At 58.4% G+C, this 507-nt stretch carries 1 pseudogene; it reads right to left on the bottom strand.

The annotated features are described in order from the left end of the window. A pseudogene (locus FY251_RS20945) lies at window positions 1-416 on the bottom strand (hypothetical protein); the annotation flags it as partial. Window positions 417-507 lie beyond the last annotated feature (91 nt).

Raw genomic sequence — 507 nt, 5'->3', positions numbered from 1 at the left:
GGGACATACACCGTCTCGGTCTGGAGTTCCAGTTCGCTGACGAGGTGCTGTTCGACATCGGCCAACGTGTCGAACACCGTGTCACTGACCGACGCCGAGACGAACCGCTCGGGAGTGAGATAGAATGTGACGATGCCCGCAAACACACCGGTTCCTGCGAACGCGACGAAGATGGTCTGCAGGGTTGGAAAGAGGAGTGCCGCTATGAGGGATAGTCCACCGACCGCAAAGAAGCCCACTGCGGTCCGTCTGAACGTTGCCCGCTTCGCATGCGCGTAGGAGTCGCGCAACCGGCGGTTCTCCTCCCGTAACACTTCCAGCTCCGCTTCGAGTGTCTGGCGGTCGTGTACAATATCCGTCTGTCGGGTGCTGTCATCGGCTGATGCGTCCAGTTGCGTAGGCTCGGGTTGGCTCATAGGAAATCACGGTCCGAAGCTGCGTCTTCAGTCACGATGTCGAGTTCTATCAGCAGATAGCGATGGAAGAGATAGCCGACGATGGCAATTC

The organism is Haloferax sp. KTX1 (assembly GCF_902410085.1).
Taxonomy (GTDB): Archaea; Halobacteriota; Halobacteria; order Halobacteriales; family Haloferacaceae; genus Haloferax; species Haloferax massiliensis.
The sequence above is the reverse complement of the archived record's forward strand: the minus strand, read 5'-3'. Positions and strand labels throughout refer to the sequence as shown.